Annotated in this window: 12 protein-coding genes; 5 read left to right on the plus strand and 7 right to left on the minus strand. The window is 38.4% G+C overall.

The genetic code is table 11. The features are described 5' to 3' along the window. Positions 1 to 21 precede the first annotated feature (21 nt). The 5 genes from FJR11_RS10055 to FJR11_RS10075 form a co-directional block, all read right to left on the minus strand. Positions 22 to 1,161 (minus strand): glycosyltransferase, encoded by a 1,140-nt coding sequence (locus tag FJR11_RS10055; RefSeq protein WP_168503549.1) that lies wholly within the window; start codon positions 1,159 to 1,161, stop codon positions 22 to 24. Between the two features lie 61 nt (positions 1,162 to 1,222). Further along, positions 1,223 to 2,476, minus strand: a complete 1,254-nt coding sequence (locus tag FJR11_RS10060) for a hypothetical protein (RefSeq protein WP_168503550.1) — start codon at positions 2,474 to 2,476, stop codon at positions 1,223 to 1,225. A 220-nt stretch (positions 2,477 to 2,696) separates the two neighbouring features. Further along, entirely contained in the window at positions 2,697 to 3,506 is an 810-nt protein-coding gene (locus FJR11_RS10065) for a glycosyltransferase family 2 protein (RefSeq protein ID WP_168503551.1), read from the minus strand. Between the two features lie 72 nt (positions 3,507 to 3,578). Continuing rightward, entirely contained in the window at positions 3,579 to 5,078 is a 1,500-nt protein-coding gene (locus FJR11_RS10070) for an oligosaccharide flippase family protein (RefSeq protein ID WP_168503552.1), read from the minus strand. 90 nt (positions 5,079 to 5,168) lie between these two features. Further along, positions 5,169 to 7,328, minus strand: a complete 2,160-nt coding sequence (locus FJR11_RS10075) for a GumC family protein (RefSeq protein ID WP_168503553.1) — start codon at positions 7,326 to 7,328, stop codon at positions 5,169 to 5,171. A gap of 944 nt (positions 7,329 to 8,272) precedes the next feature. Between FJR11_RS10075 and FJR11_RS10080 the strand changes: the two genes are divergently transcribed. Continuing rightward, positions 8,273 to 9,676, plus strand: a complete 1,404-nt coding sequence (locus FJR11_RS10080) for a sugar transferase (protein WP_168503554.1) — start codon at positions 8,273 to 8,275, stop codon at positions 9,674 to 9,676. Beyond that, positions 9,673 to 10,713, plus strand: a complete 1,041-nt coding sequence (gene galE / locus FJR11_RS10085) for a UDP-glucose 4-epimerase GalE (protein WP_168503555.1) — start codon at positions 9,673 to 9,675, stop codon at positions 10,711 to 10,713. Before FJR11_RS10080 ends, galE begins: the two co-directional genes overlap by 4 nt. A gap of 143 nt (positions 10,714 to 10,856) precedes the next feature. On the opposite strand, the gene ilvN is transcribed toward galE, so the two are convergent. Beyond that, positions 10,857 to 11,375 carry an acetolactate synthase small subunit gene (gene ilvN, locus FJR11_RS10090; protein ID WP_168503556.1) on the minus strand — a complete coding sequence of 173 codons (519 nt, stop codon included), beginning with the start codon at positions 11,373 to 11,375 and terminating at the stop codon, positions 10,857 to 10,859. 270 nt (positions 11,376 to 11,645) lie between these two features. On the opposite strand from ilvN, the gene FJR11_RS10095 reads away from it, so the two are divergent. Then, positions 11,646 to 11,978, plus strand: coding sequence for a BON domain-containing protein (locus tag FJR11_RS10095; RefSeq protein WP_168503557.1), 333 nt, complete (start codon positions 11,646 to 11,648; stop codon positions 11,976 to 11,978). Here the strand turns inward: FJR11_RS10095 and FJR11_RS10100 are convergent. Beyond that, positions 11,956 to 12,888 (minus strand): alpha/beta fold hydrolase, encoded by a 933-nt coding sequence (locus FJR11_RS10100; protein ID WP_168503558.1) that lies wholly within the window; start codon positions 12,886 to 12,888, stop codon positions 11,956 to 11,958. The two genes, FJR11_RS10095 and FJR11_RS10100, sit on opposite strands and share 23 nt — an antisense overlap. Before the next feature lie 225 nt (positions 12,889 to 13,113). On the opposite strand from FJR11_RS10100, the gene infC reads away from it, so the two are divergent. Next, on the plus strand, positions 13,114 to 13,647 hold the full coding sequence (infC, locus tag FJR11_RS10105; RefSeq protein WP_104386296.1) for a translation initiation factor IF-3: 534 nt from the start codon (positions 13,114 to 13,116) through the stop codon (positions 13,645 to 13,647). A gap of 365 nt (positions 13,648 to 14,012) precedes the next feature. Further along, the gene (locus FJR11_RS10110; RefSeq protein WP_168503559.1) at positions 14,013 to 17,033 is read left to right on the plus strand and encodes an MFS transporter; all 3,021 of its coding nucleotides are present in this window, start codon (positions 14,013 to 14,015) and stop codon (positions 17,031 to 17,033) included. Positions 17,034 to 17,109: the final 76 nt, after the last annotated feature.

Below are 17,109 nucleotides of genomic sequence, written 5' to 3' on the forward strand. Positions count from 1 at the left end.
AATTAGTAATTAAAATCTACCCTAAATAAAAGCTGTAATCTGACGTTGTTTTAGTAGGTTGCAATATAATTGCTCCCATTGTGTAACAACTTCTTCTGTGCTGTAGTTAGCAACAACAAATTCTCTCCCTTTTTGCCCCATTTGTAATCGTTCTACCTCTGGTATTGCCATCATTTTAAACATTGCTTGAGCTAGTAATTGAGGATTTTTTGATGGTACTAAAAATCCACTTTTGCCATCCAATACTGTCTCTTTTATACCACCAACATCTGTAGAAACTACTGGTAGTTGTGTTGCTGCTGCTTCTAATAAAACCATTGGCATTCCTTCCCAAGCCGAAGACATTAAATATGCGTCGGCGGCATTCATTAATGCCACTACATCGCTCCGAGCGCCTAAAAATCTAACATTTGAATCAATTTGTAGCTCTTTTACTAATTCTTCAATATCTGACTGGAGTTTTCCTATGCCGACAATAATTAACAAAGCATTTGGGTTTTGCTGTAATACAATTGCAAATGCTTTGATTGTGGTGGGATAATCTTTCGGTGGATCAAATCGTCCAACTGCCAGCCATGTAAATTCATCTCCAAGTCCTAATTTACAACGAATATTACTTCTTAATTCTGAGTCAAATTTAAATTTATTTGTGTTCACAAAGTTAGGAATAAATTTTGCTTTTTCTCTGGAAACTAATCCTATCTGAATATAACGTTCTACTCCAGCTTTACTTATACAAATTGTCAAATCGCAAAGAAAGTCAGTAAATTTGTAAGCAATTTCTCGCCAACGCGCACCATTACTTTCATCTATGCTATGAGCTGTAGAGATGATAACTGGAACCCTTGTAAAAAGTCGGACGATTCTGGCTAATAAATTTGCATGGAACAAATGAGAATGTAGGATGTGAGGTTGCCAGTCATTGATCAGGTGTATCAATTTCGGAATTACTCTTGGTTCTGGAACACCTCGTGACATATTAAGAGTCGCAATATCAAATCCGTCAGACTGAGCTTCTAATCCCATGACTCCAAGAGGCACCATTGACACAATCTTAACTTGATGACCTCTCTGAATAAGATTAGAAGCCAATGCGATTACTTGCTGATCTGCACCCCCTAGACCTAAGCTAGTAGATAGTATTAGAATTCTCGATTTCATATGTTATGTTCCTCCGCTTTATATACATTAAACGCAATCAACATTTTTACTAAAAAAACAGTTATATATACGGTATCGCAGGAGATTTCCTTGCCTGAACTAATTGTTTTGAGTAGTCTAATATGCTTGTGGTTGTTGTAATTAACATGAGAGTTGAAGGCAGCCTCCATCTTTCAGCACCTCCTGCATTTTTAGTCACGGAGCCAAAAGCAAGGGCAACAAAAAATAATGAAAGTAATAATAATTTAATACCTTCATTCCTTTTAAAAAGTTTCCAGCCTTTTTTTAGTGCTTGAAAGCATAGTGAAAATAGAATTAATGCCTGTAGTGAACTACCGGCTGCAAATGCAGTATGGACATTCCAAGGCATTGGTGAAAACATGAAATAGAAACAGTGAATAGGTAAATACCAAATCCAATCAACAGGAGTTCTGGGGTAAACACCCTCAAGGTAGCCAGAATTCCCTTCTTCATTATCTCTCATTTCTAAATAACCTAAGGCACTTTCTGAAGATTCAAATATCATCCCACTATGATTTCCTTGAGATAATTGCTGATATATACCAACCATCGAAAAAGTGATTAACAGTGTTAGGATAATAGAAATGAAATATAGAATTGGACGTATGTAGGGTGAGATTTTTAATTTTCCCACCTGAGTTAAGAATGCTAGTGAAAGAATCGGTATGAAATAGGCTATGTAATGGATTCTTAGATAACAACTAAAAAAGATACCTAGACACGTATAAACTTGTACAAATAAGTTATTGCGGGCTTTTGGATAACTAATTATTGCAAGCAAACCAGATATACCAACTAGAACTACTAAGACACTAGGTGCAGAGCGCCCAACCTCAATGTTGTAACGCAACCAAGTAGGCCAGAATATAACAATCGCTGCCTGTAACTCACTGAGGTTTTTCCCGAAGATAATTTGGTTAATCCATACCAATGGAGCAATAGCCGCTACACCTAAAGCTGCATTGAAAGTTCTTATGATCCAAAGGCCAGACTCTCCAAAAGTATTGAATATCCAGCCGGGATAGAGGATACAATAGAAGGGAACGTGTGGTTCAATATAGCTCAAGGGATCAGTACTTACAGCCTGACTAAATCTTTTAAAGTAGGGTAAGTAGTCTCCGATATCAGCATCTCCAAAAAAATGTGTCTGCTCCTGAATAAAAATCAAAAATAGCCTGACTATAAATCCTAGAATGACGATAAATAAATACTTGTTGAAAAAAGTATTTATCCAAATAAATAGTAAAAGTGTAATTACTGCAACTAATAAAATAGAAGAAAAATTGGAAGCCATTTAGTATTATTTCCTTGTGATTTTGCAAATTAATTTATGAATTAAGTATCGAAAAAAGCATTACTGTTTTGCAAATTATCATAAAAAAATACCTTATGTAAACTTTGTTACTTAAAAAACGACTTTTTATTATTTTTAAACTCTATTTTTTTGAAGGCTGCACAGGTAACTCTGATAATCTACCAATACCTTAAAGTTTCTGGATTTATTGATTTTTATTTTATAAATAACCTCTAATTTTTAGATACTGTAAAATATGATTGTATATTTGATTGATCGTATACCTTCTAACACCTAAAAATATTCTAATGAAAGAACCAAGACTAGTTCCTCCTACTATTTTTCTTAGAATTTTGTAGTCTATATAGCTAAGTACTTCAGAACTCATTTGATTACCAACCAAGAATGAAGTCTGATTCGCGCTCACCCAAAAATTTGAGATGAGCTTATTGGTATATGTAATTTTGTGCTTCTTGAGGATTCTTAAGTAATATTCAAAGTCTTGAGTATATTTAAACTTTTCATTGAAGTAACCTACATCTTTAATGCAATCTGCACTATAAAAAACAGAAGACTCTGTTGTGAGACAGCCCATTATATACCAAGCTAACAACCAGGGTGCAGTCCAGGGTCTGTTGGTGTAGAGAACTTTGCCTGACTCTGAAATAAATTGAGTGTTTCCTATAAGGCAAATGAAGGGCTTGTTTTGGTAGAGTTTTACAACGTATGCAATAGCATCCATTTCATACCAATCATCTGCATTGATGGAGGCAACAATATTACCTTTTGCTAAGTACAAGCCACGATTCAAAGCTTCAGTCATCGAGTTGTCTTTCTCAGATACAACTAAAAGTCTGGAATCCTTTTCTTGGTACTTCTTTAATATTTCTAAAGTGTTATCTGATGATTTACCATCAATCACAATATATTGAATGTTTTTGTAACTTTGATTAAGTACAGATAAAATTGTTCGTTCAATGGTTTTCTCAGAGTTGAGGCAGGGTGTAATAATAGAAACTAAGTTTGACATATTTTTGACACTATTTGAGAAGTATTTTCCAAACAAAATTGACACTCTCCGCACCTAAAGGTGCAGAGATTATTAAGACCTCACGAACTTAATAAATAGCCTCCTAATGGCAGAACTAACATTAATATTCTGTTCATAAATAAACCAAACAGTCAAAAGAACTGTCTCTAGAAAAAAAGTAAATATTTTGACTTCTAATTGACTGGGTAAAAAGAAATTTATCATAATTACTACAAAAAACCATAGTAGCGGATATCGAAGCCATATTAACCATCTTTTTAAGGGAATAAATAATTGTCGCATTCCAAAAAAAGTTAATAACCAAATTATAAGATATCCACTATTTCCAAGCGATGCTCCCACTAAACCAAATTGATTGGCTCCAATAGCTATTAACAATAATGACGAAATCCCACTAATAAGCTGAATAAGCATACATTTATCTGCTGCATTTAATGCCAATAGAAGGTAATAGCCTACTGCATTTATGGAATAAAGAGAATAAATCATAACTAAAATATAGAATGCAGCTATATTTTCTTTAGAAAATATCCCTGGAATAAACAAATGTAAAACATCATCTGCAAGTGTGAATAATCCTGCTCCAATTACTAATGCGATAAAGCTATTAATTTGAAGAGCTTGCTTAACTTGCTTTTGTAACTTTGCCTCATGGGTATCTAAATTGGCAGCGAGATTGCTTACACTCGGAAGTAAGGGTTGTACAGGTAATGCGGAGAGGGAATTGATTTGTGTAGTAATATCTGTCATTACCGCATAAACTCCTAAAGTCTGAGTATCTAGCAAGCTTCCTACAATTAAACGATCGCCTCTAGCAAAAATTATTCCCCCCAACAAGGTTAGCCAACTCATAAGACTATATCGAGCTATTGCTAATCCTCTTTTTTGGTTCCAGTTTACGTGCAGTTTCACGTTATGGGTTAAATTTCGTAACACCCAGACATGACTCAATAAAATTGCTATAGCTGCTAAAGCTTGCCACTGCATGAGGGCGATTGTCCGTCCTCCTAGCCAAGTCACTATTAACATTCCAAAAGAAAGCAATAGTGACTCAATTGTACTGAATAAACTTATCAAGTCATAACGTTGATAGGCTTGTTCTACACCAATCAAAACCCTTTGGAGCAATCGCGCCCACACTACTAACCCACCAATCTGTAAAGTATGTTGAATTGTTACCTGTTGAACTTGCCCTAATTTAGGAAATAAACTAACAATTGCTTCAGCACCAAATAACAGGGCAATAGCGGCAAGGGTTGCAAATATTAGCATTCCCCCAAAGGTTACAGTCAATGTCTCTGAAAGAGAATTTGATAAATCATCAGCATCTTCTTTTACTATGTCTTGTGAGACAAAGACTGTAGTAGCGACAGAAAGCCCAGCCTCAGCTAAATTAACCACTTGCACCACTGCAGAAGCCAGTGTCCACAAACCATATTCCTCAATTCCCAGCATCCTAATTAGTATGGGAATTGTGAGTACAGCTAGTCCGATTCGGACTACTCCTCCGACTGTGTTGTAAAAACCATTTTTTAGTAAGCTATTTTTCACTAAAAATATTTTCCTTGGATAAATTACTTTTTCTGAACATAGAAAATAAATTGCTGAAAATTCCGACTAAATGGTTAGAAAAATCCTATATTAGGCAAACTTCACTTTATCCTTGCTATTCCGACCACTGCTATTTTTCTCGTAATAACCCTTGTAACTGTAGTAACCACTAATTTCAGTAGCAACCCCATTTACCACCATCCCCAAAACTTGCTGCCCTGACTGCTCTAGCAGGGACTTGGTTGCGATCGCCGCAGGGGAATCAACCACTCCAGGACGGACAACTAGCAACATTCCATCCACCAATTTGCCGAGAATTTGTGTCTCCGCAGCTATACTTAATGGTGGAGTATCAATAATGATAAAATCATACTCTTTTGCATATTCTTTAATTAACAAATCCATCCGCTGGGAATTAATTAACGGAACAGGATTGGGCGGAATTGTTCCTGATGTTAATAGTTCTAAACCAACCATTACTTGTGTCGGTGTTGTTAATTCACTCTGACCTACCAGCACATTACTCAACCCCACGAAATTAGGTAGTTGCCAAATTTCATGTTGCCGAGGCCGACGCATATCTGCATCCACCAACAGGACTCGGCATCCCATCTGTGCTTTTGCCACTGCCAAATTAGCAGCAACAAAAGACTTGCCTTCATTGGGGATGGAACTAGTCACTAAAATTACCCGTAATTCCTTGTCAGAGAGGGTGAAATTCAAGTTAGTCATCAGCATCTCAAAGGCAGCACTGGCAGATGAATAGGGATTGTCTCTAATGGGTAGTTCTGATCCAATTCCTTCTTTGTGACTGAGACTAGGAATACTTCCCAATAAGGGATAACCCAACAACTGTTTAGCTTCTTCAACTGTCTTCAGTGATTTATCCATAGCTTCTAACAGTAGTGCTAAACCAATTCCCAATAGCACCCCTAAAAATCCACCTAGAGCTAAATTGAAGCTAATCTTGGGAGAAATAGCTGTGTCAGGAATCAAAGCCTCGGAAATTATCCGCACATTACCAACTTTTTGCTTTTCTACCACCTCCATTTCTTGTAATTGCTTGAATACTTGTTGATAAGTTGTTTGTCCTACTTGCAAACGTCGTTCTAGCGCTCGCTGTTGTTGTTCTAGTCGGGGTAACATTCTTAATCGTGCTTGTTTGATCAAGAAGGCATTTTGTAAAACTCTAATTTGGTTTGTTAATGCCAACTTATTTAGCTGCGATTGTACCAATTCAGTGGTCAGTGTTTGCTTCAATTGTCCAATTTGTAAATTTTTTTCTGGGATAGATTCTTGACTATATATAATGTCTCCAACTCGCTTTTCTATCTGCTGTTTTAAAGCTTGTTCTTTCCTCCTCAAATTCTTAACTGTTGGATGTTGATCTGTCAAGCGAGTTTGTGTTACAACCAAATCATCCTGAACTTTTTCATATTCTGTTAGCACCTGTTGCACACCACGAGACTGACTTATAGTAGCAAGATTAAAGGCTTGCTTAGGACTCAAATTCAACTGATTTTGCAAACCTATAGAACGACTTTTAACAGCCTCCAATTGGGCTTTTTCTTTGGTAATTTCACTTAATAAAGTCTTGATTTCTTGTACTCCTAAATTTGCTTCTGCTTCTAAGGAAACTACTTGATTTTTATCTTTAAAGTTCCGTAAAGCTGCTTCTGCTCGTGCCAATCTATTTTCAATTTGCGGCAATTGCTTACTTAAAAATTCTTTCGCAGATGTTGTCTCTAATCGGTTCATGAGAATATTATCTTCCCAATAAGTTTTCATTAAAGTATTAACAACTACCGCAGTTTCCGTTGCATTATTACTTTTATAAGTTAACTCCATCACATCTGTACCACGAATCCCGGTGACTTTTAGTTTTGCGATAAATTCTCCGATTGTTAGCGGGTTACCCTGGTTATCTTTTAATTTAAGTCTGTCAATAATTTTCTGAACCATGGGATTAGAACGAATTATTTCTGCTTCTGTATCCAATGGATTACTTGCATTACTCAGACCTGTCAGTCCTCCCAATTTTTGATTCAAACCCGTCAAAGAAGAAGCATCACTTTGCTTTAAAAGTAGTTTACCTTTGGCTTCGTAAATCGGTTTTTGTGTGAAAGTTAATAACCCTGTCAATCCAAAGACAAAGGCAATCACACTTACTATCACCAACCCATGCTTTTTGAAAACCAGCGAGTAATTTGAAAATTCTAATAGATTTTGGTCTTCTTGGTTAGATTCCATGTTAAAACTTGATCGCTACCCGATATATAATTTTAATTGTTAAAAACGAATATTTGGCATATTTGTTTTGGCAAACAATACCTGATTTTAGCTGTATTGAACTAGACAAAATTTTACTCAACCATCTCTGTTCTAACTGTAGCTTATGAGCCTAAAAATTCTGGCAAATAACTTCGTTTACAGGTTTAAACAGAGAAGACTATTCCACATTTATACGGATCTTTAATTTGCTTATAACATCTATTCCTCTGAAAGGATGTACCTACAATACACATACCATAATTCATCTGTCTAGCCCTTATGCAACATCAATTTAAATTTCCCAATTACTGGCTGCTAATCTTGGTCAAAACTTGCTAGAACCATAATTATTGGCTTTTTTCAGCCAGCAAATTAGTAAAGATTGTAGATACGTTCCATGGAATGTCTCTACAAAAGTTTTTAATCCACACAGATTTTTCGGAGATGTCTATTATGAGTTGAAAATTTAAATTAAAAATTTATTTGTTTTCTTGGGGGATGTGATGGGGCAATTTCGCATGAGTTCTACAATGGCAACAATGGCAATTTTTTGAAATTATAGTTGCATAAAACTAGACAAATAAGCTGTGATGCTTGTACTTTAAGTACATTCTCAAGCACAACTCATTTTATAGGACTTCAATAGTTGTCGGTTAAGGAAATGTAGGTTGGGTTGAGCGACAGCAAAACCCAACAAAATCCTTGATAATTTTGCCTTAACTGAGCAGTATTGTATAGGACTCCTATTTAATTTTTGATAGCTTGCGTGGCATAGCCATACTTTTAACTTTACAGCTTTGGGTCACAACTGTGTGGTAGTTGGATATTCAACTTCTGCCGCTAATTGATATCTTTTCTACCTTGTCAATGTGTACGCGAAATTTAAAATCTGTACATGAGCAAAACACAAGCTAATAAAATATATGACTCTTACCAGTTACATTAGTTCTCCAAATAATATCAAGTTGCCAAACATACCACATACCCTGCCTATAATACTTTTTTTAGGTGATATTTTTGGTTTGTTTGTTAGTTTATTATTTGCTTTTTGGTTACGGTTAGACCAACCAATTGACGGATTTGATCCATTTATTTACTGTTTTGTCTTATTAATATTAGTGGGACTCTATTTGGCTGATACTTATCATCCAGACAGGCAAATTGCGGGATTGACGACATCGGCTCGCACCCTAATCGGCATTTGTGCAAGTGGTTTTTTCATTTTCGCGCTCATGGCTTGGGTGGATCACACATTAGTTAAACGGGGCATTTTGCTATCAAGTTTGGGAATGTTTAGCATCTGGGCAGTGATGTTAAGATTATTGGCAGCGAGATGGGTGCGATCGCGCACTGAACAAAGTCGTTGGTTGATGCTGGGTGCAGGTGAAAACGCCACCAAATTTACACAAAATCTATTACAGCTAAATCTATTGGGGAAGTTAGTTGTGCTAACTCCTGAAGCTGATCAAAATACTCCTCGTTCAGCATTGGATAATCTGAATTATGCAGGAGACTTCAATGATTTATCTAAATGGATTCAAGAATCTTGGTCTGCCGTAATCATAGCCACGAATATTCAGTTTTCTGATACCCAGGTACAGCAATTGATGCAAATCCGGCTGCGAGGTATTCCCATTTATAGACTTCCAGATTTTTATGAAACCCTATGGTATAAACTCCCTTCTTACCTACTACAGGATAAGTGGTTCGCTTTTAGTCCTGGGTTTCACTTAATGCCTGGTTACTTAACTATGAAGTTAAAGCGGTTTGTAGATTTGATTCTGGTCATGGTTTTACTCGTAATTTTATCCCCACTAATGTTGCTCGTAATTCTGGCAATTAAATTAGATAGTCCAGGCCCAGTATTCTACAGCCAATTACGAACAGGCTTATATGGCAAGTCTTTTAGAGTTTACAAATTCCGCTCCATGTATCAAGATGCTGAAAAACGCGGGGTACAGTGGGCAGATAAACACGACTCCCGTGTTACTAGAGTCGGACGTTGGCTACGTCTATTGCGAATTGATGAACTACCGCAGATTTGGAATGTGTTCAGGGGAGAAATGAGCTTGATTGGCCCACGTCCAGAACGCCCGGAGTTTGATACCAAGCTGAAAGAAGCGATTCCTTACTATGAACTGCGTTATTTGGTCAAACCGGGAATAACAGGCTGGGCCCAGGTACTCTATCCCTACGGTGCATCAATTGAAGATGCCTATGAAAAGCTCTCTTACGACCTCTATTACATCAAGAACTATTCCATTTGGTTAGATTTGGCGATCGCTTTCAAAACTGTCCGAGTTGTTTTTTTAGGTAAAGGTAGATGAGAAAAAAAGTTTTAGTCACCGGTGGAGCAGGTTATATAGGCTCCCATGTTGTCCGTCAACTTGGTACAGCAGGCTACGACATTATAGTCTATGACAATTGCTCTACCGGTTCACCAAAATCTGTACTTTACGGCGATCTAATTATCGGCGATTTAGCAGATTTAGACCGTCTTTATCTAGTTTTTGCCCAGCATGAATTTAGTGCCGTGTTGCACTTTGCCGCTAGTCTGATTGTTCCAGAATCAATCATCCATCCCCTTGACTACTACGCTAATAACACACGCAATACTTTGAATTTACTCCGCTGTTGTCATGTGATGGGTGTTAATCAAATCATCTTTTCCAGTACAGCCGCAGTTTATGGAGAAGTAGGAGAAAATCCGGTGGCTGAGTATACCCCAACCATGCCGATTAATCCCTATGGGCGCTCAAAGCTAATGAGCGAATGGATAATTAAGGATTATGCAATTACTTCTTCTCTGCGTTACGTAATTCTCCGTTATTTTAATGTAGCAGGAGCCGATTCTAGTGGAAAGCTGGGGCAAATATCACCGAAAACAAATCATCTGATTATGTCTGCCTGTAATGCAGCACTTAAACGTCAGCCACAAATGCAAATTTTTGGCACTGATTTTCCCACTCCAGATGGTACGGGAATTCGGGACTATATCCATGTGGAAGACTTGGCAACAGCGCACTTAGATGCTTTAAGCTATTTGGAGATGGGTGGAGACAGCCAAATTCTTAATTGCGGTTATGGGCAAGGCTACAGTGTGCGCGAAGTCATTGAACGAGTCAAGGCAATTTCTCAGGTGGATTTCCCTGTGGTGGAAACTGACCGTCGTGAGGGTGATCCAGCCTGCGTCACAGCTTGTGCCGATAAAATCCACAAGGTGCTGGGCTGGCAACCCAAATATAATGATCTGGATCTGATCGTATCTACCGCTTTGGCTTGGGAAAGACAGCGAGAAATGGAGTCCGGAGCGATCGCCGGGATCGCAGAAAAATCAAACCAAAAATCCCTTTTCACGGTGTAATATAATACTACAAAAAGACATAATCCTGGTTTTAAAATTTGAGCTAAAACTTACAATCCCTACCCTGGATGAATTTTAGACTTTATACCAGGATTAACATTGTCTTCTCAAAAGAGCCGCACTCTTTTAAATTCACGGTGCTACTAGACTTTTGCTTGTAAGGACTTGAGTAATTCAGTGTTGACACCAGATTCACGAGTCAGAGAAATTTTACCTGTCCGAGCAATTTCTCTCAGTCCAAATTTTTGTAGCACTTGCACAATCGCCACCATTTTACCAGGATCACCCACAACTTCTAAAGTTAAAGAATCTTCAGCCACATCAACAATTCGCGCTCGAAAAATCTGAGACAATTCAATAACTTCTGAACGATTACTGCTAGTAGCATTTACCTTGAGAAGCATTAATTCTCTTTCTACACAAGGAGTTTCTGTAATATCTTGGACTTTGAGAACATTAACTAACTTATATAGTTGCTTGGTGAGTTGCTCAATAATACGATCATCACCAGGGACAACCATTGTAATCCGTGATACTCCTTCCTGCTCCGCAGGTCCCACAGCCAGGCTTTCAATATTAAAACCCCGACGAGCAAATAAACTAGCAATGCGGGATAGAACTCCCGCTTCATCTTCAACGATAACTGACAGCGTATGTTTCATCGGCGATTAAAGGAGCATGGCTTGAACGCAGACCGGCACTTATGACTGCGAAGCGAGTTTTTACCACGCTGAATTGTCGGTCTGAATTCCCATTTTATACTTAATAGTTAACATTCGTTACGTTACTTTGAAAAAAGTTATCAGAAGATTGGCTAAAAACCCCGGAATTTTTCTGAATATACATATCTATGTTCAGCAAGGTAGATGCCACTTTTCGATAAAAGCACTATACTATCCTAATAAGTAAACATTGATAGGACTAAAGTATTTATGGGTTGGTTACAAAGAATGTTTGGCTTAGAACCATCAGCAAGCACTCAAGTTAATCCTCCTGAGGACGCTAACACCCAAGAAGTACCTCCAGAACGCATGGGGTTAAATGGAGAATATGACCAAAATGGTTTAGCAAAGCGGGTAGCATTAGCATTTGATCAAGATCCCGATCTTGACGATATTGAGACTCTCTGGGTTGCCCAAACAGGTAGCACTGTAGTATTAAAAGGTCAAGTTCCCAGTGAAGATATTCTCGATAAAATGGTTGCTGTCGCTCATCGTGTTGATGGAAGTACAGATATTGATACTACGCAAGTCGATGTGAGTTAAATGATACAGGGAGGTTATTAACCCAATCTAAAATAGCCTGATTAACTTGTTCTGGTGATTCATCATGGGGACAATGACCCACATCTTCTAAATATAGCAATTGCAATTTTTCGTTGTAGCGAACAAATTGATTCGCTAATTTTGGGGGAACAAAGCGATCTTTTTTTCCCCAAATTAATAGCATGGGAATTGTTAAGTTTGGTAAAATTTTCTTGACACTAGGACTAAAATTAACTCCTGTTGTGGCCTTAAATAACGCTCTAAATGCACGGACAGATCCCCTATCCTGGGGCGGTCCCCCTAAAATATCGATCAGTTCATCAGTAACGGCTTCGGGATTGGCATAAGCTAAACCAGCCCAACGACGCAGGACGCTGGGACGACGCACAAAATAAAATATCGGTTTTAATATTAATCTGGAAGTAAATATACTTTTAATCCCGCTCACAAGAGGTTGCAAAGCAGTGGGAATCATTTCTTGTTCCAAGGTGGGATCGGGTAAACTCATCATCACTATGCCCTTGACCATGTCAGGATGGGTAGCGGCTGCGACTAGAGAAATTAGTGAACCGATGGAATTACCAACTAAAATAACTGGTTGACGGATAAAGGTTTGCCAAAAATCGTAAACTTGCTCTACCCATAGTTCTACATTGTAGCTAGTTGCAGCTTTTTCCGAAGCACCAAAGCCAATCATATCTAGGGCGTAAACTGGATGTGATTTACCCAAAACCTCTAAATTGTGTCGCCAATGACCAATGGAAGCACCGAACCCGTGAAGTAAAATTAATGGTGTTGTCTTTGCATAATTATTTTCAGGACGAATGTAAGTATAACGGGTTTGCCAACCACGCCACACCCAGTCCCTTTGATTACCAACTCTATACTGCCAAGATATTGCAGTGGTCACGGTTACTGACTTTCTTCCTTGTTTCCTAATATGTTACATTATATTTGATTAAATCCCATGTCCACTTAATTTTGTTACTATAATATGAATTAGCTAAACTAAAGATGGATACTTGCTTTTCAATTCTGAGTTATTCTTTTATTTTGCCTTTATCGGCATATTAAACTAAGCTAACTAAATCAAGACCAACCCAAATTCTTAACTAAAGAGCTGCCACTAATCATAATGCCTGTGATTGAGAAAAAAAGAACTCGCGATCTGCCCCAAATTAACGAACGGATTCGCTTCCCGAAGATTCGGGTGATTGACACTGATGGCGCACAACTGGGAATCATAACTCCCCAAGAAGCCATACAATTAGCAGAAGAAAAGGAATTAGACCTAGTGCTAATCAGTGACAAGGCCGATCCGCCGGTATGTCGAATTATGGACTATGGGAAATATAAGTTTGAGCAGGAGAAGAAGGCGCGGGAAGCCCGGAAGAAGCAGCACACCGCTGATGTGAAAGAAGTGAAGATGCGCTATAAAATAGAAGAACATGACTATAATGTGCGCGTCAAACAAGCGGAACGCTTCCTGAAAGATGGGGATAAAGTTAAGGCTACTGTGATGTTCCGAGGTCGGGAAATTCAACACAGTGACTTGGCAGAAACTTTGCTCAAGCGCATGGCTACAGATTTAGAGCCTTTTGGTGAAGTTCAGCAAGCACCAAAGAAAGAAGGGCGAAATATGATGATGCTGATTTCACCCAAAAAATAATTTTGTCAACCAACTGGTGCTGAATGGCGTATAAATTACGTAATGATATTACCTAAAATTAATACCAGCGGGATTTTTCCCATTCCCACAGCGTTCATCACTATGTAGATTCTTCTCAATTTATTTCAAAATGATAGTCCTGACGGCTGAGTGGGAAAGATAATACTCAGTTGTTCAGGACTTTTGCTATTGAAAAAATCTTTTAAACTATATTACTTACCTTTGTGACTGTGATTAAGTAAGAAAACCTTATTCAATATTAAGATGGGAATATTCCCCCGAAAGCGCAAAACTCTCTTCCCTCTTGCTTTATCCTTATCAAAGTATAGTTATTTTTACTTACTTACCTCAGAAAATTAAATGGCATGGAATTAAAAAATCATGGGTTTACTGCCAATAGAGGCATTTTGGCACGACTGCTTCAGTGGGTGAATCTCCGGCCGGAAGAAGTTGAACGCACTTGGATGATGTTTGCCTTTTACACAGTAGTAGCTGTGGGCTTACGGTGGGCAGAAGATAGCACTGTCGCCCTATTTTTGGATCAATATGGTGCAGGGCAATTACCTTGGATTTATATTGCTAGTGCTGCCTTGGGTGCGGGCTTAGTCGGTTTATTTTCTTGGTTTCAAAGGATTTTTCCTTTGCGGTGGGTGATTGTAGCGATTGTACCTTGTATGATCGTCCCTTTATTTTTATTAGTATTATTGCGGTGGGGAATCAGTGTTCCTTCCGTGGCAATGGTGATTATTTTTGTACTCCGATTATGGGTAGATGCTTGTTATGTAGTTAATGATCTGAATACTTCCATAGTTGCTAATCAACTCTTTAATATTCGGGAAATTAAGCGAACTTACCCCCTGGTTAGTAGTGGTTTGTTAGTAGCAGATGTTATCAGTGGCTTTAGTTTGCCTTGGTTAGTGAAAGTGATGACACTTAATCAGGTGATTATGATCGCCTGTCTGGTGGTTCTCTGTGGTTCAGGAATTTTATTTCTTTTAACTTATAAATATCGTGGGTCTTTTCCCAGTTCTCCCCAAAGAGATATTCCCGAAGAACAAGGTACTCGCCATCGCCGCTTACAAACTCCTTTAAAGCGTTATGTTTGGTATTTGTTTATTTTTGTAGCCCTGTTGCAAGTGATGGGCTTATTAATAGATTTTCAATATCTCAGAGAACTCAATGCTAACTTTGGTAATCAAGATTTAGCTAGTTTTTTGGGGTTGTTTGGTGGGATTGTGGGACTGTGTGAATTATTCACTCAATGGTTTGTTTCTAGTCGGTTAATTGAAAAGATTGGCGTATTTTCTACGGCTGCACTTTTACCAATTACTGTGGGATTTTTATTACCATCAGCGATCGCCCTTCTGAGTTTCTTTCCTTCTCTCCAATCCCAAACAGTGTTCTGGGGTTTGGTAAGCCTCAAATTCTGCGATGAACTTCTTCGCTACACCTTTGTTGTTAGTAGTGGACCCGTCTTATATCAACCGATTCCCGAAGAAATTCGCAGTTGGATACAAACACTATCTGGTGGTACAGCAGAAGCCATCTCCAGTGGTTTAACGGGATTAACAATTTTTGCCACTTTGTGGTTTATTGAACAATATGTACCTGTATCCTTACAAAAATGGGTGTTTGTGGGAGAAACAGTGATTATCGCCGCCAGTTGTTTAAAAGTCGTCTGGGAATTGCGATCGCGCTACGTTGATTTATTAGTTTTAAGTGCCGAAAGAGGAGAAGTCAGTGCAGCCACCGTTGGTTTACGAGTATTCCAACAGGGAGTAGTCAAAGCCTTAGTAGAAACAGGCAACGCCGCCGATAAAGGTGCTTGTGTTGAACTTTTAGCCCAAATTGATCTCCAGGGAGCAGCGGAGGTTTTAGCCCCTTTACTCGGACAATTGCCACCGGATTTACAGTCTAAAAGCCTAGAAGTAATGCTGTTAGCCGGTGCAAACCCAGCATACTTGAATGCAGTTACTCCCCTATTGGAACAGTCTCCAGAAACATTTGCACCAGATGTGTTTGCGCTGGCTTTACGTTACGTTTGGTTAGCTAATAACAATCCTGATTTAAGCCTATTAGAAAAGTATCTACATCCCCAACACCATTCTCTAATTCGGGCTACCGCTGCGGCTTTACTCCTGCGTCAGGGAACAAAGGATCAAAGAGTAGCAGCCTCAACAATTTTACGGGAAATGTTGACTGATTCCCAGGAACAAGAACGGATTAACGCGGTGAAAGCTTTCAGAGAATCCGTAGATTTGCAAGAATTACGAGTACATATCCCCAACTTATTAACAGATAAATCATTGCGGGTGCGTTGTGCTGTCTTAGAAATGATTGCGGCGACTAGATTAGAAGAATACTATCCCACATTATTAGCCGCATTATCCTACAAGTCTACCCGGACTACTGCCATCCATTCTTTAGTAAAATTGGAAAACGATGGACTGCATTTGTTATTACAACTAGGGACAAATATTTATAAACCTGATGTGGTGCGAATGCACGCTTGGCGGACTATCGCTCAAATTGGGACTGTAGAAGCACAGGAAAGTTTATGGGTAAATCTGGAAACATCTTGGGGTAGTACCAGGGAATCTATTCTCCGTAGCTTAATTAAAATCAATCAACAGTCAGAAAATCAGAATGTTATTCATCGGTTGGATGAAACTAGAATAGAAGCTTTAATTAAGGAAGAATTGCGATTTCTAGGAGAAATTTATGCTGCCTATATAGACTTGCAAATGATCCATTCTCTAGACAATCATCACAATAATGACAGATTAATGGCTATTGGTGAATTATTGCAAAAATCACTATTAGAAGGAGAAATTGACGTTAAAGATCGATTGCTATTACTACTAAAATTACTTTATTCTCCCGCTAAGATCCAAGCCGCAGCCTTGAATCTTCAATCTGAATCAGTGGTAAGTTTAGCCAGGGGTTTAGAAATCTTAGACCATACAATCAAGTTATCATCTAAATTACTGTTATTGCAGATTTTAGATCGCCGTCCACCCCAGGAAAAACTCCAGCGTCTTATAGAGAATGGGATTGTAGAACGGGAAAAAATACCGGGAAGTAATGAAAAAGAAGACACTATCATTGCTAATCGTCTGCGTAAGTTGATTAGCCTTGGTAATTTGCTTTCTGATTGGTGTTTGGCTTGCTGTTTCCATTTTGCCCAAGCCGCCCATATCCGCGTTAGTTCCGATGAAATTTTAGTAACTTTACGCCACCCGACAGGCTTTGTGCGGGAAGCTGCTATATCCTATTTGAGTGTAGTTTCTGGAAGGGTTGTCCAAGAAATTCTTCCCTACTTGAAAACAGATCCACATCCTCTGGTAGCGGCTCAAGTTGAGGAATTGATGAAAAAATCTGTTTAGAATGTAACAGGCTTCAAGAACAATATGGGAGTGAGCAATATATCGGAGATAAAATTCTTGTCAATATATAGACATC

It is taken from the genome of Anabaena sp. UHCC 0187, assembly GCF_009712035.1.
Taxonomy (GTDB): Bacteria; Cyanobacteriota; Cyanobacteriia; order Cyanobacteriales; family Nostocaceae; genus Dolichospermum.

What these genes read in the sequence shown, in the direction of transcription:
- galE (WP_168503555.1), top strand. Translation starts at nt 9,673, where the DNA reads ATGAGAAAAAAAGTTTTAGTCACCGGTGGAGCAGGTTATATAGGCTCC.
- ilvN (WP_168503556.1), bottom strand. Translation starts at nt 11,375, where the DNA reads ATGAAACATACGCTGTCAGTTATCGTTGAAGATGAAGCGGGAGTTCTA.
- FJR11_RS10095 (WP_168503557.1), top strand. Translation starts at nt 11,646, where the DNA reads ATGGGTTGGTTACAAAGAATGTTTGGCTTAGAACCATCAGCAAGCACT.
- FJR11_RS10110 (WP_168503559.1), top strand. Translation starts at nt 14,013, where the DNA reads ATGGAATTAAAAAATCATGGGTTTACTGCCAATAGAGGCATTTTGGCA.
- FJR11_RS10065 (WP_168503551.1), bottom strand. Translation starts at nt 3,506, where the DNA reads ATGTCAAACTTAGTTTCTATTATTACACCCTGCCTCAACTCTGAGAAA.
- FJR11_RS10060 (WP_168503550.1), bottom strand. Translation starts at nt 2,476, where the DNA reads ATGGCTTCCAATTTTTCTTCTATTTTATTAGTTGCAGTAATTACACTT.
- FJR11_RS10080 (WP_168503554.1), top strand. Translation starts at nt 8,273, where the DNA reads ATGACTCTTACCAGTTACATTAGTTCTCCAAATAATATCAAGTTGCCA.
- infC (WP_104386296.1), top strand. Translation starts at nt 13,114, where the DNA reads ATGCCTGTGATTGAGAAAAAAAGAACTCGCGATCTGCCCCAAATTAAC.
- FJR11_RS10055 (WP_168503549.1), bottom strand. Translation starts at nt 1,161, where the DNA reads ATGAAATCGAGAATTCTAATACTATCTACTAGCTTAGGTCTAGGGGGT.
- FJR11_RS10075 (WP_168503553.1), bottom strand. Translation starts at nt 7,328, where the DNA reads ATGGAATCTAACCAAGAAGACCAAAATCTATTAGAATTTTCAAATTAC.